Here is a 22205-nt window from a genome sequence, read left to right on the forward strand (position 1 = left end):
TCAACGCAATTCAACTGGATCGCGGTTTTGTCACAACGTTTAACCGTCAAGAGTAGCTTCTGCCGCGCGTCGCCCTTGCGACCCCGGCCTATCATGTTAACACACAGCTATGGTCGAGATCTTTCTGCGCACATTGCCCTTCTTCGCAATCATCGGCCTGGGATTTTGCGCCGGTCGCAGCCGATTTTTCCCGCCCGAGGCTACTGCTTATCTGACCAAATTCGTATTTTTCTTCGCCTTGTCTGCAATGCTGTTTCGATTTGCAGCCACCTTGCCCTTTGCCGAGATCTTCAATGGTCGTCTTGTGATCGGGTATCTGATTGGAACGGCGGGTGTTTATACACTGGCGACGGCCGTCGCCTATCTGCGCGGATTGGATATTCCAACGGCTGCCGTTGAAGCTCAATGCGCCGCGATCGGCAATGTGGGGTTCCTGGGCTTGCCAATGCTGGCGCTCTTGTTTTCTGAAGCGGCCATAGGACCCGTGATGCTGGTTCTAACCGTTGATCTTGTTGTGTTTTCCTCTTTGATCGTAATTTTGATCAACGGTGGTCGAGATGGCCGGCTCGGTCTTGCGACGGTGCGCTTGATTGGGGTTGGCTTGCTGAGAAACCCAATGATCTTGTCAATCTCTGCCGGGTTGATCTGGTCGGCATTCAATGTGTCCGTCCCGGCCCCATTGAACGACTTTCTAACAATCCTGGGGGGTGCGGCGACACCGGGTGCGTTGTTTGCCATTGGCGCGTCACTTGCCGACAAATCGGCGGAACGCATACAGATTGCGGGTTGGCTGAGTTTTTGCAAACTGGTTCTGCATCCCTTTTTTGTCGCACTTATGGTGATCTGGCTGATTCCGGTTGCATCCTTTCCAGCCATGGTCGCCATCGCGGCGGCGTCTTTACCCGTTGCGGGCAATGTCTACATGCTGGCCGCGCATTACAGAGTGGCCCCACAGCGCGCATCCGCAGCAATCTTACTGTCGACTTTGGCCAGCATCCTGACTGTCCCGCTGGTAATTGGTTGGGTCAGCACCCTCTGATCTTCAAACTTTTCTAATAATCCACCCGCCGGTAGCACTCGCACTTTACGCGGACGCGACAGAGCGATAGCCATGACGCCGACACAACGTAAGGATCAGAGCGATGGAAACCCTTTCGGAGAATGCCTGTTTTGGCGGTGTGCAAGGCGTCTATCGCCATGCCTCCTCGGCTTGCAAATGTGATATGACATTTGGCCTTTTTCTTCCGGCCGAGGCAAAGGACGGCCCGGTTCCGATTTTGTGGTATCTATCAGGCCTAACCTGCACACATGAAAACGCAATGACCAAAGCCGGAGCGCAAGGCTGGGCGGCAGAACAAGGTATTGCTCTAGTGTTCCCCGATACGTCACCTCGCGGAGATGGGGTCGCGGATCATGAAGACTATGACCTTGGTCAGGGCGCGGGATTCTACGTCAATGCCACTCAAAAACCTTGGGCCCCTCACTTCAACATGTGGAACTATGTTGCCGAGGAACTACCTGCGCTGTTGGTAAAGAGCTTTGCAATCGATGCCGACCGCCAGGCAATCACCGGGCATTCGATGGGCGGACATGGTGCATTGACGCTGGCGATGAATCTGCCTGGGCGGTATCGGTCGGTTTCAGCCTTCTCGCCGATTTCAAACCCGATCGGGGCGGATTGGGGTCGCAAGCAGCTCAGCGCCTATCTAGGCGATGATGAAGCGGCATGGGCTAAGCATGACGCGTCAGCGATGATGAAAAGCACCGGCTTCAACGGTCCCATCCTGATCGATACTGGTGCAAATGACCAATTCATGGACCTGTTGCGCCCAGAAGCATTGGCGCAGGCAATCGCCGAACGTCGCCAACAAGCCACCTATCGTCTGCAGCCGGGATATGATCATTCCTACTATTTCGTGTCCACCTTCATGGAGGACCACATCACCTTCCACGCCGAAGCATTGTATGGGGAATAAGGCATGAGCAAATATGATTATGACCTGATCATCATTGGCTCAGGTCCTTCGGGACGCGCGGCGGCTATTCAGGCCGGAAAACTGCAGCGCAGGGTGCTGGTGATTGACCGTAAAGACCGTTTGGGAGGCGTTTCAGTGCATACTGGGACAATCCCGTCCAAAACTTTACGGGAAACGGTGCTGAACCTGTCAGGCTGGCGTGAACGCAGTTTTTATGGGCGCTCCTACCGGGTTAAGGATCAGATCAGTGCGGAAGATCTGAAGGCGCGGCTACACATGACGCTCGACCACGAGGTCGACGTGCTGGAACACCAATTTAACCGAAACCATGTGGAAACGCTGAGCGGGCTAGCCAAGTTCATCGGACCGCATGAGGTTGAGGTCGCAACCGACGCAGGCGAAACAACGCGTTTGACAGCTGCAAAATTCCTGATCGCGACCGGCACCAAAACATATCGCCCCGATTACGTTCCCTTCAACGGTAAAACCGTCGTCGACGGAGATGACTTCCTAGAGATGGAAGAAATACCGCGTTCGCTTTGTGTGATCGGTGCCGGTGTGATCGGTGTTGAATACGCGACCATGTTCTCGGCGCTGGATGTTCGCGTTACGCTGATTGAACCACGCGAGACATTTCTAGATTTCATCGACAAGACGCTCATCCACGACTTCACACACCAAGTTCGTGAAAATGGTGTTGATCTGAGGTTGGGATCGGCCGTCGAAAAGATTGAAGATGCGGGCAGTCATGTCGAGATTACACTGGACAACGGTCGCCATGTCCGGGCTGAGATGTTGTTGTTTGCCGCGGGGCGCATGGGTGCAACCTCGGCCCTGAACCTAGACTCTGTTGGGATTGAAACCGACCATCGCAATCGGATCAGCGTGGACCGAAAGAGTTATCAAACCTCGGTGCCTCATATCTATGCCACCGGAGATGTCATCGGGCATCCCTCGCTGGCCTCAACGTCTTTGCAGCAAGGGCGAGTCGCCGCCTGTCATGCGCTTGAGACACCGACCTTGCCGGAAAGCCCTTGGTATCCATATGGGATCTACTCGGTTCCCGAAATATCTACTTGCGGCATGTCTGAAGAAGAACTGCAGGAACGTGGCATCCCCTACGAGGTCGGCGTGGCTCGGTTCCGCGAAACCTCGCGCGGGCATATCATGGGGTTGGAACATGGGATGCTGAAGATGCTGTTCTCGCTCAAGACCCGCCGCGTATTGGGAGTGCAGATTGTAGGTGAAGGGGCGACAGAGCTAATCCATATTGCGCAGGCGGTGCTGAACCTGAAAGGCACGGTGGATTACTTCGTGCAAAATACGTTCAACTACCCGACTTTGGCCGAAGCTTACAAAATTGCGGGATTGGACGCTTTTAACCGGATGCCTATTCCCGAAGAGTTCAAGGTACGCAAATCCACCTCGAAGGCGAAAGTGTCGACAAAGGCCAAAGACGCGTGACGACGCTTTACATCGATGGCGACGCTTGCCCTGTGAAGGCCGAGGCCGAACGCGTCGCAACCCGACACAAAGTGCCAATGGTCCTGGTCTCCAATGGTGGGCTGCGCCCCTCGGCCAACCCGCTGGTGCAGGTGGTGATTGTCGCGGCCGGTGCGGATGAGGCGGATAAGTGGATCGCAGAGCGCTGCGGCGCAGGCGATATCGTGGTGACGTCAGACATCCCGCTTGCCGCGAAGTGCATTGAAGCCGAAGCTCGTGCGTTGCGCCCGAACGGTGAGGCCTTTACGGCAGCCAATATCGGCCAGCAACTGGCGATGCGCGATCTGATGGCGGATCTTCGTGCTGCCAATCCTTTGGGAACTGGCGGCGGTGGCAAACCATTCGGCAAAGCAGATCGATCGCGTTTTCTTGACGTGCTTGAGCGAGAGATACGCGCCGCATTGCGCGGGTAGCGCTCACGCCGGTCCGTGGCGCACCAAAGATGCGCAACGTCCCGTTGGGCCAGGCAACGCGTACCGCGCTGTGGATGGTGCTTGCATCTTCGTCCGGTGCTTGGTTCAGTCGGCGGCAATTGATTAGGTATGGGATTACCGTATGACCATCGAAGCCGTCATATTTGACATCGGAAACGTACTGATCGAATGGCAACCCGAGCGCTACTATGATCGCGTGATCGGCGAGGAACGTCGGCGTGCCATGTTTGCCGAGGTCGATCTGCATGGAATGAATGATCTGGTGGATCAGGGCCATCACTTCACCGATACGATTTACAGGTGGGCGGACAAGTACCCGGATTGGCGAGACGAAATTCGGATGTGGCACGACAACTGGATCGAACTGGCCGCGCCTGAAATCCCGCATTCAGCACGACTGTTGCGAGCGCTACGCACCAAGAAAATACCTGTTTTTGCGCTGACCAATTTTGGGGTTCAGAACTTCGACTATGCCACCACCGTTTATCCGTTTTTGAACGAATTTGATCGCCAGTATGTCTCGGGCCGGATGAAAACGGTCAAGCCTCATACCCCTATTTATGAGATGGTAGAGGCCGATTGCGGCATCGACCCCGCCGCTCTTTTGTTTGCTGATGACAGGATCGAAAACCTCGAAACGGCCAAGGCGCGAGGGTGGCAGACCCATCACTTCATCGGCCCAAAAGGTTGGGCGGATCGGTTGGTGTCGGAGGGACTGTTGACCAAGGAGGAGGCCAATTAGGTCAGACTGCCACACTAGCTGGTTCGCGGTTTTCCCGGATGGGCAGGTGAATGATGGCGCTGAAGCCCCCGATGGCGACTCCGATCCACCAAACCATGGTGTAATCACCAAATTGATCGTACATGCGTCCGCCCAGCCAGATGCCCAGGAAGCTACCGATTTGATGACTCAGGAATACGATGCCGTAGAGCGTTCCCATGTATCGCAGGCCATAAAGATGCGCGACAAGTCCAGACGTCAGCGGCACTGTTGCCAACCAAAGCGATCCCATCACCAGTGAGAACGCGATCACCGACAAGGGCGTGATTGGTAACACGATGAAAGCCCCTGCCGCAATCGTACGGCCAGTATACACTGCAGCTAGCAAATACTTCTTCGGAAAGTGGTTTCCCGCCCAACCTGCCAGAAGCGTTCCAACGATATTGGCCAACCCAATCAACGAAATGGCTATTGCACCCAGGGCCGATGTCGCGGTGATGCCCATTGAATACAACAGGCCCCCAGGCTGGATCGGGCCACACATCTCGGTAACAAAGGCGGGAAAATGCGCAGTGACAAAGCCCAGTTGATAGCCACAGCTGAAAAAACCAATTGCAATCAGTGAATAAGAAGGGTCGCGGAAGGCTTTGGCAAGGATTTGCCCCATGCTTTCTTCGAGCTCAGTTTTGCTGATCGGTAGAGGCGCCCGCATAAACGGCAAGGTTAGGATCAAAGCGAGAATTGCTGCGGCAAAGACAAGGAATACCTGCTGCCAGGGTAGAAAAGTCAGCAACCATTCGGCCGTCGGAGCACCGATAACCTGCCCGAAGCTGCCCGCCGCCGTGACAATCGCCAGTGACATTGACCGGTTCGAGTCGGATGAGGCACGACCAACAACCGCTAGCACAACGCCAAATCCTGTACCGGCAATCCCGAAGCCCACAAGCCACGCATAGATTTGATGTTCAAATGGTGTCACTGACCAAGCCGTCAGCACCATTCCCGCCGCATAGGTCAAAGCACCCAGAACAATGGCGCGCCGATCACCGATCTTTTCCGCGATAGCACCAAAGATCGGCTGACCGATTCCCCAGGCAAGGTTCTGAATCGCTATGGCCATAGAAAAGTCGCTACGCAGCCAGCCGAACTCATCTGCTATTGGGATTTGAAACACGCCAAAAGAAGCGCGAACCGCAAATCCGACGGTAATGACGATGCAACCGACGATCAGGATCGGATTCATCAGGCGGGTAGATTGCGGCATTGGGCCTCCAGGGAGTGGTTCGTAAAGACGTTAGCGGCGCGACCACACACGTCAATTCTGGAGTTTTGCGACGCCAGTTCAGCAAAATTGATGTGTCGGGAAAAAGGTTTCTTTTCAATACGTGAACCGGGCGGTATGGCTCAAGACATGACGGATTTAACTTCGCTCTACGAAGATCGCATCGCCGATGGTTCTCTGACACGGGATGACGCCCAGGAAGCGGTGTTACCCCGGTTTGATCGCATTCGGGCGGCACTAGCTGAACCGGTTAAGCGTAGTTTTTTTCGCAAGGCCCCTCCGCCGCCCAAAGGCTTGTATCTTTGGGGTGGCGTCGGGCGCGGCAAGTCAATGCTGATGGACATGTTTGTTGATACACTGGGCGATATCCCGGTTCGTCGGGTCCATTTCCACGCATTCATGCAGGAAATTCACGCAGGCTTGCACAAGGCACGTGAAGACGGTGTCGAAGATGCGCTGGTGCCGGTCGCCGATGCCGTGGTCAAGTCTGTGCGTGTTCTGGCTTTTGATGAGATGCAGATCACCGATATCACAGATGCAATGATCGTCGGACGGCTGTTTGATTTGCTTCATAATGGTGGGGTTGTTGTTGTCACGACATCAAACCGCCATCCGGATGATCTGTACAAGGATGGGCTGAACCGGCAACTGTTTCTGCCTTTCATCCAGCACATCAAAGAACAACTGGAAGTATGGGAGCTGGTTTCACCCACCGACTACAGGCAGAACCGGCTTGAAGGTTCTCCGGTCTATTTCACACCTATCGGACCCGAGGCGCGAGAGAAGATTCGTGCTGTGTGGAATGATTTGTCAGGTGGGCCGGCGGAGCCTTTGGCTTTGCAGGTCAAGGGACGCGAAGTTGTTCTCCCCGCCTTCCGAAACGGAGTGGCGCGAGCATCGTTTTATGATCTTTGCGGACGGATGCTGGGCCCCGGTGACTATTTGGCAATAGCAGAAGCGCTGAAGGTGCTGGTGTTGGAAGACATCCCGCGATTGTCACGCAACAATTTTAACGAGGCCAAGCGCTTCGTGACCCTGATTGACGCTCTGTATGAGGGAAAAGTCCGGCTAATCTGTTCTGCCGCTGCTGAGCCCGAGATGCTGTATGTCGAAGGGGAAGGTACATTCGAGTTCGAACGTACAGCGTCACGGCTGCGTGAGATGCAGGATAAGGATTGGGGGAAATAGGGTACCTCGCCCCCGCCCAAGCTAAATGCGCGGGTTCCCCGGAGTATTTTTGACTGAGTACCGGATCAGGCGTTTTCTCGGAGAATGTTCCCTGCGAGATAAAGGGACCCGCAAATCAAAACCCGCGCGTAAGGGGTTTGGGCAGTGATTGCCGCAAGCGCGTCTGCAACGCTGTCAGCGGTTGTTGCGGTAAGATTCACTTTGGCGGCTGCAGCGGCTGTGTCTTCAGCGCTCAGCGTATTCTGTTCGCCGGGAATGGAGACAGCGGTCAGGCTGGCAGCTTTTGTGGCCAAAGGTGCGAGATAGCCAGTGACATCCTTGGTGTTTAGCATACCGCAAATCATATGCGTCGGTCGTTCTGGCAATGACAATAAAACATCAGCCAACGCCGCCCCTGCAGCTGCATTGTGACCGCCATCAAGCCACAGCTCGGCTTGAGGGGCTTGCTCGACCAGAGGGCCGGTTTTCAGCCGCTGCATTCGGGCAGGCCATTCGGCTTTGGTGACCGCAGCCTCGTAGGCATCATCACCCATTTGTAGGTGACGCAATGCAGCCAGGGCGGCACCGGCATTCTGAATTTGATGCCCCCCCAACAGGTTGGGCATGGGCAGATCGCGCAAACCGGTTTCATCCTGATAAATTAGGCGACCATTCTCCGTGTGCACATGCCAGTGCTGCCCGTGCATGAACAGCGGAGCGCCGAGACGAGCCGCAGTGTATTCGATGACTTCCAGTGCCTCATCCTGTTGCGGGCCGACAATACAGGGAACCCCTGGTTTGATGATTCCCGCCTTTTCAGCGGCGATCTTGCCAAGTGTATCGCCAAGAAACTGCTCATGGTCGATTGAGACGGGTGTGATTACCGTCAACGCAGGTTGATCAATCACATTCGTGGCGTCCAGTCGCCCGCCCAATCCAACCTCAAGCAATGTATAATCGGCTTTTGAACGAGAAAACGCGAGCAGTGCAGCGCTGGTTGTGATTTCAAAATAGGTGATTTTTTCACCACCATTGGCGGCATAACACTCATCCAGAACGGCGGTGAGGTCGGCTTCGGAAATCAACTCACCACCCAACCGGATTCGTTCGTGAAACCGGGCCAGATGTGGAGACGTATAGGCATGGACCGCGCGCCCTGCCCCCTCAAGACCTGCCCGGATCATGGCTTGGGTCGAGCCTTTGCCGTTGGTTCCAGCGATATGGATGACAGGCGGCAGTTTTGTTTGCGGATTGTCGAGCGCAGCCAGTAAACGCCAAACCCGGTCCAAGGTCAGATCAATGATCTTGGGGTGCAGCGCCATCATCCGGTCGAGGATGACATCCGAGGATTGGGCGGTCATTTTTTGACCGCTTCCTCGGCAGGCGCCTCTGAAGTGGCCTCTTCGGGTTCAGGCGCGGGTAAGTCGCCTTTGATCGCTGGGGGCTGATTCATAAGCATGCGGGTGATCGTGATCAATTCTTCCCGCATCTCGGTACGTTTCGTCACGCGATCAAGCATGCCGTGATCCAACAGATATTCGGCGCGCTGGAATCCTTCGGGCAGTTTTTCGCGGATCGTCTGTTCGATAACGCGTGGTCCGGCGAAACAGATCAATGCATTGGGCTCCGAAATGTGAACGTCACCCAGCATGGCATAAGATGCGGTGACGCCGCCTGTGGTCGGGTGGGTCAGGACAACGATATAGGGCAGGTTTGCCTCTTTGAGCATTTCAACTGCCACCGTTGTGCGGGGCATTTGCATAAGGCTCAGAATACCTTCCTGCATCCGCGCACCGCCCGCAGCCGAGAACAGGATCAAAGGGCGTTTCAGCTTCACAGCTTCTTGTGCGGCGGCGATGATGGCGTTGCCGACATACATGCCCATTGATCCGCCCATGAACGAGAAATCCTGCGCGGCAGCTACAATCGGTGTACGGCCGATCTCGCCAAGGGCAACCAGCATCGCCTCTTTTTCGCCGGTCTTTTTCTGGGCAGCCTTCATCCGGTCGGGATATTTTTTCTGATCGCGGAACTGCAGCGGATCATCTTTTGGGGCCGGAACCTCGACTTCCGAGAAAATACCACCGTCAAACAGATGCGTGAATCGGTCCCGTGGTGTGATCGCCATATGATGGCCGCACTGGGTGCAGACATTCTGGTTCTCCGCCAGCTCGCGATGAAACAGCATGGTTCCACATTCGCCGCACTTGTGCCAAAGATTTTCAGGCACCTCGCGGCGCGAAAAGATCGAGTTGATCCGGGGGCGTACGTAGTTTGTGATCCAGTTCATGTGGGAACCTTGATATTGCGGCGTTGACGTCAAATAAGACGCAATGCCCGGAAATGCAATCAGCGCCTGAGGACCAATCGCGCGGTGAGCCACCCAACGACCATCAGCGCGAAGTCTACAAACAACCAGGGTCTGAGCGCATCCGCATCGGATGCCTCGTAAGGCAGGTGAAACAAGGCCAAGCCCCCAAGGTTGTCGGGCAGAGAAATGACCAGAAGTGCGGCAAAGTTGTTAAAAAAATGCAGCGCAATGGCAGGTCCAAGTGTCCCTGCCCGCGCAGTCAGATCAGCGGTCAGCAATCCGAAGGTAAGAGCCCAAATGGAAATCAGGATCGCATTATCACCAACGGTGGCAGGACTATAATGACCTGCAGCGAACAAGATCGACGGCAGCCCCATCCAGATAACTGGAGACCGAAACCGCGCAGCGAGACTTTGTTGAAGGTAGCCGCGAAACAGAATTTCTTCGGCGCTCGTCTGAATGAAAACCGCGCCCAAGGACAAAGGTAACAATAGAAGCCATTTGGACCAGCCAAGGTTAACTAACAATGGTTCACCCAGATCGTAGGGCGGTAACGCCAATATTACGAAACTAAGTATGAGCAGCGCGCGAAGGACGCGCCAGAACTGCCGCAGGGCGATCGACTGATTTCCGACGATGGAAGACAGCGAACGGTGCTGAAACAATCTTGCACCCAGCGCGACCCCCAGCGTGGCAAAAATAAAACTGGCTAGCACGATAAGCAGCGCAAACGGGGAAGACCCCGTGAGAAAGGCAGCCGCTGACCCGGGCGGGCCCAGGCTGACGACAGTAGCAAATAAAATTGCGTTGAGCGTCACCACAACCACTGCTACCAGCGCTAAGCCTGCAAAAAGACGCCAGATCTCTGGATGCCTGCTGGCGTCCTCAATCAGGTGTTGATGGCTCTTATAAGCGCCGGGCTGTTCTCTAGTGTTCATCGTTTCGCTCAACATCTGTCACAGGCGGTTCTTCACCAATCAGCGTGCTACCGTTACGCAGCCGTTCAGAAACGGTGGTCAGATAGCCGGCCACCGTTTCAAGGAGCCTAACCGCCACACCTGCATCACTTTCGATTACTGCCCGTAATTCTTCGGCACCAATTCGTAGGAAGGAACAATCCGTGAGAGCCACCAGATCCAATTGGCGGGGCTCATTGGTAATGATCGCCAAATCACCGATCAGACGCCCTGGCTCTACCGTCGAGATTGAGCGTTTTTCACCGTGCTCATTGATCCAGTTCACGGTGGCCTTACCAGAGATACACAAATAGGCTGCATCGGGCGCCTGACCACGCGCAAATATGGTTTGACCTGCCGCCGCCTCGTACCATTGGGCCGAAAAGGCAAGAAGGCGTTGGTTGCGCCCGTCCAAGCGTGCAAACAATTCGGTAGAAGAAATGATCTTCAGCTTTCGGCTCAGATCATCCGACGTGTCCTCCTCACCTGTTGTGGCAACACGCGACACACCGTCAATTCGACCATCTTTGATTTCCACAAACAAATCATAGGCTTCAGGATGGGCGAAGTGATCCTCCATGAAAATCATAACTGAATCGGGCAACAATTCGCGTAACTTCAGGCGGGTTCTCAAACGGCTCTCTGAATCATGGCTGGCCAGCGCTTTGTCTAGGATCAATATATCCGGTCGCTTTATTCCCGCTCGTGAAAACGCAGCGCGTTCCTGAAACACAGTTGGCAGGTTGTTCCCACCCAGTCCGGACGGCAGGTCATATATGATTGCGGCAGCCCTGCGGCGTAGCCCAGCCTCGTTCAGCACTTCGGCCACAAGATCTTCGATCTCTTCGGCCTGAGCCCCGGCCATGATCGAGACGCGACCATAGAGAGCATTCTCCATGGCTGTTAGGCGTGGAACATAGGTGTCCGGCGACACCGGGATAAACATTGACCCCATGGCAGCCCGCAAACGTTCGGCCTGAGTGTGACGGATGGAAAGGATCTTTTCCTTGTATTCCTCAGGGAAGCTGGGGCCAATTTGCTCGGCAGTCAGCATAAACGGCACGGTCAGCAGAAGTGCGCGTTCCTGATCACCGATAGAATCATCTCCTTTGGTCTTGCGGCGCTCTTCGATATCCAGCAGACGGTGATACATGTCCTTCGTCATGCCGAGCCTTAGAAACAGCGGGTGATCAGCGCCGTCACGCCCGAAAGTCTGGTTCAAGGTTTCCAGTACAGCCTCGGCAATCCCCAGCGCATCACCATCAAGATCATTGGCCCTGAGCAGCGATAGGAACCGGTCATCACCTGCAAGGATGTCAGGCGCTATGTCCTGCGTTGGCGAGGCAAAAAGCAGGTTACCACCCAAAGGAACAGCTGGATTGAACTGGTGCGGATCGAACCGGTAAACATATTTGTCCAACCCTCGCTCCTGCAGTCGGGTCGCAACAGTATCGCGCAGATTGACGATTTCCTCTGCCAGCGCCGGGTGCACTTTCGGATCGAATTGAGAACGCAACGTTCGGCGAAACATAAATTCATCGATGCCCATAGCTTCGACAAGCTGGAACCACCAGTCGCGAATGTCTTCGATGTCGTCGAGACCCGCTAGACCTGGGTCGACCCATTCATCAGACAAGGAATCCGGAGGGTTCCCTGCCCGAACCGCCTCGATTTGACGGCGCGAGGGCACTCTGAGCGCATCTTGTTCGTGCTGAGGATGCGTGCGCAATGGCATCAAGAGGTTGTCCCCCAGCGTTCCGTCAAACAAATATGGTCGCGAGTAAGCATAGCCGATCCTTGCGGCAATCACCGCTTGATGAAGGTCGCGCAGGTTATGACCGGCCATCAAGACCTCTCCCTGAACCGGAAGCAGCTCGCGCGTCAGTAGCTGCGCAAGCGCACTACGCTCAGAGGCGTGTTTGGACTGAATGGCGATCCGGGCCCCTTTCGGAATTATCAGATCGATATCTTCGAGGATCGTCTTGCCGTCATCGTCACGAACCGTCACGTTTCGCAACTCGATATCCCCGGTGAGATGCGGGATGGTATCTGGAACGCCATCAAACAACCGCTCAGGTATCATGTTTGAAGGCGCAAAACGCTCGATCACGATTTCCCAGCGCAGCGACATATCCTGCACCTGATTGTAGTAGGTCAACAGGTCTTTCCACGGGCCGCTGAGGTCCTTGTAGGCACCAAGCGCGGCAACCAGCGCGCCCACTGTCACCTCACCGGTGATCGCCAGATACCCGCCCACCGAGTAAAACAAAAAGGGCGTAATCTGAGTGATCAGGTTATTGAGGAATTTCATGAAGAACTTTTTGTTGTAGATCTTGAAACGGATCTCGAACAAGGTTCCCAGACGATGGCTGAACTGCGCCAGTCTATAGCGCCAGCCACCGTTGGTGCGCAGGTCGCTTATCCCGGCAGCGCTTTCCCCGATTTCAGAGCTTAACCGCCTAACCTCCTGAATGCGGTCTTTGTTCAGCAGGTTGATCTGGCGTTGCAGCTTGGGGATCAGCCAGGCCTGCAGCGGGATCAATGCTATACTGGCAAGTCCGAACCAGACGCTTTGCATGAACAAAAAGGTGACGATGGTCATCATTTGACCAAACTGAAAAACAGGCTGCGCAATTGCATCGCCCATCAGCCCGCCCATTGGCTCGGCCTCGGAAGTAATCATCGACACCAGCTCACCCTGACTGGTTGTCGCAAAATAGGATTTGGGAAACCGCATAGAGCGGCTGATCAGACTAAAGCGAAGACGCCGCAACATCCGTTCGGCCAAAATGCCTTTCATAGTGTTGATGCGCATTTTCATGACACCGCTGGCGATCACCGTCGCCAGGAAGGCAAAACACAGAATCATCAGGTACTGCACCTGGCTCACAGTGATACCAAGCACAGTCACAGTGTCCGTTGGTGCACCAATAGCATCGTTGATAATCTGCTTTGGAAGCTCCAATGAGGCATAGAGAAACGGAAATGATAAAACCGTCAAACACAGCAGTACCAGTTGCTGTTTCTTCGAATACTTCCAGATGAATGAAAATAGGGTGGGTTCCATGCCCCTGCCTCGTCGTGACTTTAATTGATCTGGGGTCATTTCGCCAGAACGCCGACGGTAAGCTGCAGCCCAGTCCATTGCAAGAATTGTGAAGTACCGCCGCCGTAAATTCCAGTTGATCTGCGTGTCTTGTTCAGATCTCAAAAATATCACTCGTTATTAATCAGGACAGGTTTGTCCATTGCACGGCTTTTGACTAAAGAGAGACAGGTTTGGATGAGAGGACGATGAGGGAAATTCTGGATCGCTATATTCTGCGCAAGACAATCCGGCGGTTTCAGCGGACAGAGCAGTTGGCCGACCAGTTGGCTTTGCCCAAGCTTAGGCGTCAACGCGATGAGGCGCGGCAATTGCGGGGACAGCTGGAACAAGTCATCCAAATTGCTGATAATCGATTGATCCAGCCGCGGCTTGGCTCTGATCAAATTCCGAAACCACTGGGAACCGACTGGTCATGGCGCCCAGATTTTTGGCGTTTACCTGCATCGCGTAAGGGACTGGCATCCGCACCGCGTAAGGCGAAGATAGATGGGCAAGTTACCTTGTTTCACGACTGCTCTTTGAGCGAGATTGGATTGCAGCAAACCCGCAACCGGCGGGAAAAGGACTTGGCCCCATTTAGCCAGGCGATAGAGATCTTTGATTTTCAAGGGTCATTTCTGTCGTTGTCCATCGAGCTTCCACCAGATGCCGCCGTTGGATTGACTCGTCAGCACATGATGCGGGTGGACACTGTGATTGAATCCGAACGCCCGACAACCGTCTTTTCCCGACTCAACATCCAACATGGCCCCAACTCCGAGCAGGTTCTGCGCGAGCTCGATCTTTCGACGCCAGAATGCTCGGTCGATTTCGACCTGGCACATCTAGAATTGCACGAACGTCGGATTGAAAAACTCTGGCTGGACCTGATTATTGATCAACCTGCAATGAATCGTGTGGTTTTACGCGATTTGACATTTTGCCGCCATCACAGGGCAGATCTTTAGAGGCACATGATGACGCAAACAAGCTTAACCCCAGTTCGTTTTGAGAACGCTGTATGGGAAGGTCACCTGAGCAGTGAAAGTACTCCTCAGGTTGAAGTGCAGTATCTGGGTGAGCAATTGCCAGATGTCGAACTGATACCCGATGATGAGGGGTGGGTTTTGCGCATTCCAGTACCGTCTTCCGCCGTTTCCGAAGGTGTGCAGTGTTTCTTAATCCGTGACACGATAACCGGTGAGAAGTTAGGTGATTTTACCGTCATTGCCGGATCTCCCGCTGCTGATGATCTGCGGGCCGAGGTCGCGTTACTTCGCGCTGAACTTGACATGTTAAAGCGCGCGTTTCGCAGATCTCAGGCATCTTAGACCCGTTTTGTCGCGATCACTAACAGCCATGCGCGGCAAACTTCTTTCTTTTCAGCGTTGTCCGTGCATCATTGAGGCTTACCGTCATCAAGTGATGAGGCCATGGATCGCAAGAGCATCATAAAAATCATCGCCCTGATGGTGACGGCATTCGGTATCGGGATCGATTTCACCGGGGCTCTGATGCTGGTGCCCGCAATTGAAAGCAGCTTTGACGCAGACATAACCAGTACCCAATGGGTTCTGAATATCTACGCCCTGTTTTTTGCCATGACGATGGTGGCCGGTGGTCGCTTAGGTGACATGTATGGCCATCGCAGGATGATGATCATTGGCCTTTCGATTTTCTTGTTTGCGTCGATTTTGTGCTTTGTCTCGCCCGGATTGGACTATTTGATCGGAGCGCGCGCGTTGCAGGGGATAGGGGCAGGATGCGTCTGGCCCTGCACTCTTGCGTTTGGTGCGACCAAAGTTGCGAAAGAGGAGCACCGCGCGCTTGTTATGGGGTTAATTCTAGCCGGTGTTACCACAGGCAATGTCTTCGGCCCAATGATCAGCGGCGCAGTGGTCAACCTGGGTGACTGGCGGCTATTTTTCCTGGCAAACGTAGTGTTCTCCTGCGTTTCAATGGCCACAGCCATCCTACTGATGGAGCGTGAAACCGAGCATAAGAAAGGGGAGCATATCGATTTTGCAGGTATGGGCATCCTGTCATTGGCGGTATTGTTACTGCTTTACGGCTTGGACGTAGGGGCCGACTGGGGCTGGACGTCGCTACCTCTCATACTGCTGTTTTTTGTCAGCGCTGTATTGTTTTTCTTGTTTCCGAAGGTCGAAAAGAGGGTCAAGGAGCCATTGCTGCTGCCCCAGTTAATGCAGAATCGAGAGTTTCTGATCACCCTGGGTCTGAACATGTTCAATGTCTCCGCCGCTTTCGTGGGGTTGTTGTATTTTCCACAATATATGCAGAAAGTTCTTGGGTGGTCTGTCTTTCAATCCGCGTTGGGCCTGGCCCCGCTGACGGTCCTGTTGGCCGTTGGCTCGATTGTCTCGGGCACGCTTTACAATGACTTCGGACCCAAACGATTGCTCTTTTGGGGATATGTCTGTTCGACACTCGGCGCAGCAAGCGTGGTCGTAATGCCTGCCAGCGCCGGATATTTTCAGATATTGCCGGGAATGGCCCTGATAGGATTGGGTGCAACGCTGACAGTTGGTCCGTCCGGCACAGCAGCTGTATGCGCAGTCAAGCCCGAACGCGCCGGTCTGGTCGGGGGGCTGAGTTTCATGACCCATCTTGTCTACGGCGCTATATCTGTCGCCTGCGCGACTGCGGTCATGTATGTATCCAGTCTGCAAAGCCTGAAAACTGGGCTTGCGGCTGCAGGCATTGATATGTCTGACGCCGATCAAAAGGCAATTAATGGTGGGACGCTGACCACAGAATCTGCAAAAACTGTAATGCAGAAACTAGGATCGGGTGAAATCGAAAAAGTTAAGTCTGCAATTACCGCAGCCTTTGACACCGGAATGAACATGGCCTTTGTCTTCGCCACTTTCTCGGTCGCGGTAGGAATTATCCTTGCCCTGATGCTGGACGAGAAAAAACTGCACAAGATCGAAGAATAAAGCTGAATAAATTGGAGGTGGGGCCGCCTATTGCGGCCCCACGACTATTATTGCGAAGGTCCGGTTGGGTTGAATGCCGAAAGACCTTTGAGGATGTCGATTGCATAGGCCAACTGGTAGTCTTCTTCCCGAAGTTCTGCTGTCGCTTCAGCTTTGGCCCGGTCCTCTTCAATCTGGCGAATCTCGTCTTCGCTCAGGCTGTCATTGTTCAGGCTACCACGAAGATCGGCCTCAGACCGGGTGCGGGCGTTTGCATCGTCCTCATCTTCTTCATCGGGTCGGTTACGGGGTTGCTCTACAATGATGTCCGGGCTGACGCCAAGCGCTTGAATCGAACGACCCGAGGGCGTGTAGTAGCGAGATGTAGTTAGACGCATCGCGCCATCGCCTCGAATTGGCATTACCGTTTGGACTGATCCTTTGCCAAAGCTCTTAGTGCCAACCACAATCGCACGATGGTGATCCTGCAGTGCGCCAGCCACGATTTCCGAAGCCGACGCTGAGCCGCCGTTTATCAGGACAACAATAGGCTTACCACCGGTCAGGTCACCGGGTGTGGCGTTAAACCGTTCACCGTCTTCTGGATTGCGACCACGGGTCGAAACGATCTCACCTTCATTCAAAAACGCATCTGAAACCTTGATAGCCTGCGTCAGCAAACCACCCGGATTATTCCTCAGATCCAAAACGACACCGTTTACATTTTCGATACCACCCGCCTCTTCAATTTGTTCTTCCAACCCTTCCTTGAGGTTTGGGAAGGTCTGATCATTAAAGGTTGTGACGCGCAGCACCACACTGGTGCCTTCAGTGCGCGCGCGGACGGCTGTCAGTTTGATTGTGTCGCGCACGATCGTAACATCAAAGGGTTCCTGCTCACCTTCGCGCACGACCGTGATAACGATCTCCGACCCTACCGGGCCACGCATCAAATCAACTGCTTTATCCAGAGTCAGCCCAAGAATACTTTCGCCATCTACATGGGTAATGAAATCACCTGCTTCGATCCCGGCCGCGTCTGCCGGGGTATCATCCATGGGCGAGACAACTTTGACAAAGCCCTCTTCCTGCGTGACTTCGATCCCAAGACCACCGAATTCGCCTCGCGTTTGCACACGCATTTGTTCGGCATCATCAGGCGACAGGTAGCTGGAATGCGGATCAAGCGAGGTTAGCATCCCGTCAATCGCCGCTTCGATCAATTCATCGGTTTCGACTTCTTCGACATATTGGGCGCGGATACGTTCGAAAATATCGCCAAACAGATCAAGCTGCTCATACACTCCAGCCTTGTTTTCGGCCTCTTGCGCCAACAAGGGCCCCGCAATCTGTGTGGTTGCGATTAACCCCGCCACGGTGCCGGCCAGACCGGCGATCACAAATTTCTTCATACTCGTTTATCCATCCTTGTCCGTCCGGAACCATAATTCCGGGTCCACTGGGCTGTTATCTTCTCTTACCTCTATATAGAGCGTTTCTGACCGATCAGTTCCAGTGCCATCACCGCTTGTTGACATAATAGCGCCGATTCCCGGGGTTTCACCCGGCATTAAACCCACTGGAGTGCCTTCGGGGATCACCTCTCCCGTATTGCCATACACCTCTTGTAAACCCGAGAACACAAAGAGCAGCCCAGGTTGAGGCTCAAGGATCACTAAGTTCCCCAGATCCAGCAATGGTCCTCGGTAGCGGATCGTTGCGGCTGTGGGTGACGTTACCAATGCGCGAGGCCGCGTTCCCAACACAAGACCGGCGCGCGTAACGCCAGACGCATCTGTTTCCCCCGATCGGTGAAGAATGACCCCTTTGGTGGGTAGGGCGATATGGCCTTTCTGATCCGCGATACCGGCGTTTGTATCTGCGATTTCGCCATCGGAAATCTCAGACAATCCACTGGCAAACCCGTCCAGCGTTTCGGTCGAAGATATCAAAATAGCAGTGCGCACGGGATCTTCGACAAAGCGGCGCGGTAGGTCAGTACGGTCCGCAATAGCCTCGCTCAGTTTCGTACGAGCATCTTGCACCCCCGTCAGACCTTTTGTCAGGGTATTGGCGGCATTCTGCTGGAGCTGGCGCAGCGTTTGGACTTCTTGCAAATCGGCTGCAAGATTCTGGGCTTGAGTGTTCAGGCCAGGCGTAACCTCTGACAGCATCATACCCGTTCTAGCCGCTCCCAATGGGCCGGAGGGGTGCAGCATCAGTACCGGTGGCGCGGTGGTCTCGATAGTCTGCAGAACACCAAGCAGCTGCGCCACCTCCTGCTCTCTCACCTGAAGTTCCGCCGTCAATTGCGCTTCTCGTAGGGCCGCACGACGCAGGCCGTCACGCATCGCGGTCAGACCAGCCTCGTACGCCTGAAGCGTTTCGGTCAGCGCTTTGACCCGATCACGTGCACTGTCAGCCTCGGTCAGAGCTATCGAGGCTTGCTCAAGCATCTCTGCCGCCTCTAGCGCCGCCATAGACGGGTTAGTTTGCGCGATGACAGGCGTCGACCAAATCAACGCTACTATGAGGACCGGGCGAATCCTCATGTCAGCAGACTTTCTCCAGTCATTTCTGTAGGTTTTGGTAGTTCCATAAGTTCCAGCAGCGTTGGTGCCAGATCGGCCAGTCGCCCGTCGCGCAGGCTTGCATTTTCGGGGCCGCCAACCAATACAACTGGAACAGGGTTCAAAGTATGGGCGGTGTGCGGACCGCCGGTTTCCGGATCAACCATCATTTCACAGTTGCCATGATCGGCGGTCACGATCATCGCGCCACCCACCTGCTTTAAGGCAGCTACCACTTGTGCCAATCCCTGGTCGACCGCCTCGCAGGCATCAATCGCAGCCTGCAGATCACCGGTATGACCGACCATGTCGGGGTTGGCATAATTTGTGACGATCAGATCATATCCGTCATGTATCGCCTCGACGAATTTACTGGTCACCTCGGCCGAGGACATTTCGGGTTGCAGGTCATATGTCGCCACTTTGGGCGATTTGGGCATGAAACGATCTTCGCCCTCTTCGGGTTGTTCTATGCCACCGTTTAGAAAAAAGGTCACATGGGGGTATTTCTCAGTTTCGGCCAGCCGAAACTGGCGCAAACCCTGTTTCGCAACCCATTCGCCCAGAGTATTCACAATGTCCCGCTTAGGGAATACGGTCGTCATATAGGCATTGTGGCCGTCGGAGTATTCGACCATGCCAAGCAAAGCCGATAACTGCGGGCGCGGGCCAGTGTCAAAATCTGCAAAACCTGGTTCGCCAATTGCGCGCAGTATCTCGCGGGCGCGGTCGGCACGGAAGTTCAGACAGAAAAATCCGTCACCGTCCTGGATGCCCGAGTACCCGGTGACCACCGTGGGCGCGATGAACTCGTCTGTCTCGGATTGGTTATAGGCGTGATCAACAGCCTCATGTGCCGAGACCACGGTACGCCCCTGTCCCTTGACTATCGCGTCATAAGCCTCAGAAACGCGTTCCCAGCGATTATCACGGTCCATGGCATAGTATCGCCCGCAGACCGTGACGATCTTTGCCCCTTCAGGCAAACGGTCTTCGAGCTCCGCAATGTAGTTTAAAGCTGATTTCGGCGCCACATCGCGCCCGTCTGTGATGGCATGCAACGCAACTGGAACGCCGGCATCGGTGATGGCTTTAGCGGCGGCTACAATGTGATCAAGGTGTCCATGTACACCGCCATCCGAGACCAATCCCATCAGATGGCCTATGCCACCTGTTGCTTTCACCTTGGCGATAAAATCTTGCAGTGCTTCATTGTTGGAAAAAGAACCGTCTTCGATCGCCAGATCGATCTGACCCAGATCCATCGCAACCACGCGCCCTGCCCCAATATTGGTGTGACCGACCTCGGAGTTTCCCATCTGGCCGCTTGGCAGGCCCACATCCGGCCCGTGCGTAATCAGTTGCGCATGTGGCCCTTCCGCCATGAGGGCATCAAAGGTCGGCGTGTTTGCCAGATATGGCGCATTGGCTTTGGTGTCGTCGGACAGCCCCCAACCATCAAGGATACACAGAACAACGGGTTTGGGGGCGGTCATGAGTGCTCTCCGATTTCGGCGTCGCCATCTTCTACCCCCTGCCCGTGCAAGGTTGAACCGTCTTTTGAAGCTACAAGAGCAGAATTAATCTGACGTGTAGTCGCCAAAGGGCCGTGCCTTACGGTTGCGATACTTCACAGTCAGCTCGAGCGGCATATCATTTTCGTCATAAATGCCGATCACGATGCCAGTTCCGCCGCTGGAACCGCGCATGTTTAGCAGTTGCTCTTCGGACCGGGTGGTACGCTGCGAAGGACGGCGGGTCCAAGCAAACAAGTGGTCATACATTTCTGCAATGATGTCTGCGTGCTCCGCACTATCACCCAGATCGGTCAGCTCATTTGGATCATTCTCAAGGTCAAACAAGAGCGGGCGAAAACCACCCTCGCAATGGATCAACTTCCACTTCTCGTTCGCGACCATAAACATGACCGCATCCCGAACCGAGACATTCAGCTTCTGAGCTATTGGTGATGCAGAGTAGTCATATTCACAGATTGCCACATCGCGTGGCGTGCTATCGGCCTGACCATGCAAAATAGGCAGCAGCGAATGCCCTTCGAGGATGTGGCCTGCGGGCTCCCCGCCAGCAATCTCAAGAAACGTGGGGGCCAGATCGATGGACTCGACCAATGCGTTACAAGTGGTCCCGCGCGTGGAATCAGCCTCAGACGATGGATCGTAAATGATCAGGGGCATTTTTGTTGAAGCATCGTGGAAAAATGTCTTCTCTCCCATCCAGTGATCGCCCAGAAAATCCCCGTGGTCCGAGGTTAGCACGATCATGGTATCCTGCATCCGCCCGGTTTTCTCCATCCAGTCGAACAGCCGCCCCATCTGGTCATCGGCTTGCTTGATTAGGCCCATATAAGCAGGGATAACGGCCTCGCGTACGTCCTGACGCGAGAAAGTTTGGCCAATTTTCGTGTCCATGAACGCCTTAAGCACGGGATGCGCATTCTGGCGTTCTGACTCAGACCGAACCACCGGCAGAACGTGCTCGGGACCATACATCGATGCATAGGGTTCCGGCACAATATAAGGCCAATGAGGCTTGATATAGCTGAGATGACAACACCAAGGGCCGTCATGAGAACCCATGAACTCCATCCCACGGGTGGTCAGATATGGGGTTTCACTGTCTTCCTCGGCAATATTGGCCGCCTCGGAGGAGTTTTTCAGAAACCACCCGGACAGAACATTACCATCCGCATCCAATCCCGAATTGGCAAAGTCGTGCCAGGGGTTGTCGCTCTCATACCCTTTGTCCTTCAGGTATTCGTTATACTTCTTGGCCCCATCCGGATCGTAAAAACCATCTGGTCCCTCGGCTCGCAATCCATCGTCACGCTCGAACACGTCAAACCCGCATTCAGCCACGCGCGCACCAATCACACTGTCGGGCTCCAATCCCAGCCGGGCCATGCCTTCGGCATCCGCAGCCATATGGGTCTTGCCGACCAGCCAGCAATCCATCCCCGCCTTTCGCAAGTGATCACCCAAGGTGATCTCTCCGACTTTCAGCGGGATATTATTCCAGGACGCGCCGTGCGAATGCACATAGCGACCGGTATAGGTCGACATGCGCGAACTGCCACAAATGGGGGACTGAATGTAAGCGCGGGTAAACCGCACGCCCCTCGAAGCGAGCCTATCAATGTTTGGCGTATGGAGATGTGGGTGTCCGTAGCAGCTGAGGTAATCCCAGCGCAATTGGTCGAACATGATGAAGAGGACGTTCTTGGCTTTGCTCATGCCAAGA

The 22205-nt window shown here is 54.5% G+C and carries 18 protein-coding genes; 9 read left to right on the top strand and 9 right to left on the bottom strand.

Annotation, left to right across the window (positions count from 1 at the left end):
* Positions 1–109 precede the first annotated feature (109 nt).
* From ACR3EJ_RS19935 to ACR3EJ_RS19955, 5 genes are all read left to right on the top strand, one after another.
* Positions 110–1039: an AEC family transporter gene (locus ACR3EJ_RS19935; RefSeq protein ID WP_170545892.1), complete on the top strand. Its 930-nt coding sequence runs from the start codon at positions 110–112 to the stop codon at positions 1037–1039.
* Between the two features lie 103 nt (positions 1040–1142).
* Positions 1143–1976: an S-formylglutathione hydrolase gene (gene fghA / locus ACR3EJ_RS19940; RefSeq protein WP_170545896.1), complete on the top strand. Its 834-nt coding sequence runs from the start codon at positions 1143–1145 to the stop codon at positions 1974–1976.
* Positions 1977–1979: 3 nt separating this feature from the next.
* Entirely contained in the window at positions 1980–3440 is a 1461-nt protein-coding gene (gene sthA / locus ACR3EJ_RS19945) for a Si-specific NAD(P)(+) transhydrogenase (RefSeq protein WP_170545899.1), read from the top strand.
* Positions 3437–3892, top strand: a complete 456-nt coding sequence (locus ACR3EJ_RS19950) for a YaiI/YqxD family protein (RefSeq protein WP_170545903.1) — start codon at positions 3437–3439, stop codon at positions 3890–3892. The genes sthA and ACR3EJ_RS19950 overlap by 4 nt, the downstream gene beginning before the upstream one ends.
* A 142-nt stretch (positions 3893–4034) precedes the next feature.
* Entirely contained in the window at positions 4035–4655 is a 621-nt protein-coding gene (locus ACR3EJ_RS19955; RefSeq protein WP_170545906.1) for an HAD family hydrolase, read from the top strand.
* Position 4656: 1 nt separating this feature from the next.
* On the opposite strand, the gene ACR3EJ_RS19960 is transcribed toward ACR3EJ_RS19955, so the two are convergent.
* Positions 4657–5898, bottom strand: coding sequence for an MFS transporter (locus tag ACR3EJ_RS19960; protein WP_480423425.1), 1242 nt, complete (start codon positions 5896–5898; stop codon positions 4657–4659).
* A 147-nt stretch (positions 5899–6045) separates the two neighbouring features.
* On the opposite strand from ACR3EJ_RS19960, the gene zapE reads away from it, so the two are divergent.
* Complete coding sequence (zapE, locus tag ACR3EJ_RS19965) at positions 6046–7104, top strand: cell division protein ZapE (protein WP_170545912.1); 1059 nt, start codon at positions 6046–6048, stop codon at positions 7102–7104.
* A gap of 65 nt (positions 7105–7169) precedes the next feature.
* Here the strand turns inward: zapE and ACR3EJ_RS19970 are convergent, their stop codons facing one another.
* From ACR3EJ_RS19970 to ACR3EJ_RS19985, 4 genes are read right to left on the bottom strand one after another with little or no spacing between them, the layout of a single operon-like run.
* Positions 7170–8444, bottom strand: coding sequence for a bifunctional folylpolyglutamate synthase/dihydrofolate synthase (locus tag ACR3EJ_RS19970; protein WP_170545914.1), 1275 nt, complete (start codon positions 8442–8444; stop codon positions 7170–7172).
* A complete protein-coding gene (gene accD / locus ACR3EJ_RS19975; protein WP_170474877.1) occupies positions 8441–9373 on the bottom strand; it encodes an acetyl-CoA carboxylase, carboxyltransferase subunit beta in 933 nt (310 codons plus the stop codon). The genes ACR3EJ_RS19970 and accD overlap by 4 nt, the downstream gene beginning before the upstream one ends.
* A 59-nt stretch (positions 9374–9432) precedes the next feature.
* Positions 9433–10332: a CPBP family intramembrane glutamic endopeptidase gene (locus ACR3EJ_RS19980; RefSeq protein ID WP_170545917.1), complete on the bottom strand. Its 900-nt coding sequence runs from the start codon at positions 10330–10332 to the stop codon at positions 9433–9435.
* Positions 10322–13417: an ABC transporter transmembrane domain-containing protein gene (locus ACR3EJ_RS19985; protein ID WP_170545919.1), complete on the bottom strand. Its 3096-nt coding sequence runs from the start codon at positions 13415–13417 to the stop codon at positions 10322–10324. The genes ACR3EJ_RS19980 and ACR3EJ_RS19985 overlap by 11 nt, the downstream gene beginning before the upstream one ends.
* Before the next feature lie 227 nt (positions 13418–13644).
* Between ACR3EJ_RS19985 and ACR3EJ_RS19990 the strand changes: the two genes are divergently transcribed.
* The 3 genes from ACR3EJ_RS19990 to ACR3EJ_RS20000 all read left to right on the top strand — a co-directional run bounded on the left by ACR3EJ_RS19990 (position 13645) and on the right by ACR3EJ_RS20000 (position 16398).
* The gene (locus ACR3EJ_RS19990) at positions 13645–14406 is read left to right on the top strand and encodes a DUF6478 family protein (protein WP_170545922.1); all 762 of its coding nucleotides are present in this window, start codon (positions 13645–13647) and stop codon (positions 14404–14406) included.
* A gap of 9 nt (positions 14407–14415) precedes the next feature.
* Positions 14416–14769: a hypothetical protein gene (locus ACR3EJ_RS19995; protein ID WP_170545925.1), complete on the top strand. Its 354-nt coding sequence runs from the start codon at positions 14416–14418 to the stop codon at positions 14767–14769.
* A 102-nt stretch (positions 14770–14871) separates the two neighbouring features.
* Positions 14872–16398: an MFS transporter gene (locus ACR3EJ_RS20000; protein ID WP_170545928.1), complete on the top strand. Its 1527-nt coding sequence runs from the start codon at positions 14872–14874 to the stop codon at positions 16396–16398.
* Between the two features lie 47 nt (positions 16399–16445).
* Here the strand turns inward: ACR3EJ_RS20000 and ACR3EJ_RS20005 are convergent, their stop codons facing one another.
* The 4 genes from ACR3EJ_RS20005 to ACR3EJ_RS20020 all read right to left on the bottom strand — a co-directional run bounded on the left by ACR3EJ_RS20005 (position 16446) and on the right by ACR3EJ_RS20020 (position 22198).
* Positions 16446–17789: a S41 family peptidase gene (locus ACR3EJ_RS20005; protein WP_170545931.1), complete on the bottom strand. Its 1344-nt coding sequence runs from the start codon at positions 17787–17789 to the stop codon at positions 16446–16448.
* Between the two features lie 6 nt (positions 17790–17795).
* Positions 17796–18929, bottom strand: a complete 1134-nt coding sequence (locus ACR3EJ_RS20010; RefSeq protein WP_170545935.1) for a peptidase M23 — start codon at positions 18927–18929, stop codon at positions 17796–17798.
* Complete coding sequence (gene gpmI, locus ACR3EJ_RS20015; protein WP_170545938.1) at positions 18926–20443, bottom strand: 2,3-bisphosphoglycerate-independent phosphoglycerate mutase; 1518 nt, start codon at positions 20441–20443, stop codon at positions 18926–18928. Before gpmI ends, ACR3EJ_RS20010 begins: the two co-directional genes overlap by 4 nt.
* A gap of 84 nt (positions 20444–20527) precedes the next feature.
* Positions 20528–22198, bottom strand: coding sequence for a sulfatase-like hydrolase/transferase (locus ACR3EJ_RS20020; protein ID WP_170545942.1), 1671 nt, complete (start codon positions 22196–22198; stop codon positions 20528–20530).
* Positions 22199–22205 lie beyond the last annotated feature (7 nt).

This window comes from Ruegeria sp. AB11, from assembly GCF_056536325.1.